Source organism: Acinetobacter sp. NIOH-H-8 (genome assembly GCF_046635365.1).
In the GTDB taxonomy this organism is placed as follows: domain Bacteria; phylum Pseudomonadota; class Gammaproteobacteria; order Pseudomonadales; family Moraxellaceae; genus Acinetobacter.
Genome location: NZ_JBHDVN010000272.1, coordinates 1 through 413, shown reverse-complemented (window position 1 = coordinate 413; position 413 = coordinate 1). Strand labels below are relative to the sequence as shown.

At 53.5% G+C, this 413-nt stretch carries 1 protein-coding gene; it reads right to left on the bottom strand.

Annotation, left to right across the window (positions count from 1 at the left end; all coding sequences use genetic code 11):
• Positions 1-413 (bottom strand): hypothetical protein (locus tag ACEWB7_RS18185; RefSeq protein WP_411581115.1); only part of this gene is annotated, 413 nt, incomplete at both ends.

The following is a 413-nucleotide window of genomic DNA, read 5'->3' as shown; positions in this document are numbered from 1 at the left end:
ACCCACCAGCTCGCTAACCAGTTGTTTTGCGCTATATAACTGGCTTTGCAGGTTAACGTCTTCGCCGTCCGCGAGTAGCGCCAGAGCGTTCTGGCTGGTCGTAAGCAACTGCCCGCTGTTGGCCAGCCGTTTGTACTCTTCGTCAATTTGCTCGAATTCGCCGGCCTGCGGATTAAAGTCGTTCAACTCTTTTAACTGATATTGCAGCAGTTCCGCGCGCGCGGCGCGTTCCTGACTTTGTTGCTGGTGATGGGCGAGATCGCGGCAGCTTTGATGCCATAATTGGTAGTGGGCAGCCATCTGCTGCGCTAAAGCGGCTTCGTTGGCATAGCTATCCAGCAGCGATTTTTGCTGTTCGGGTTTGGTCAGCTGCTGGTGCGTATGTTGACCATGAATTTGAATCAGCAACTGAC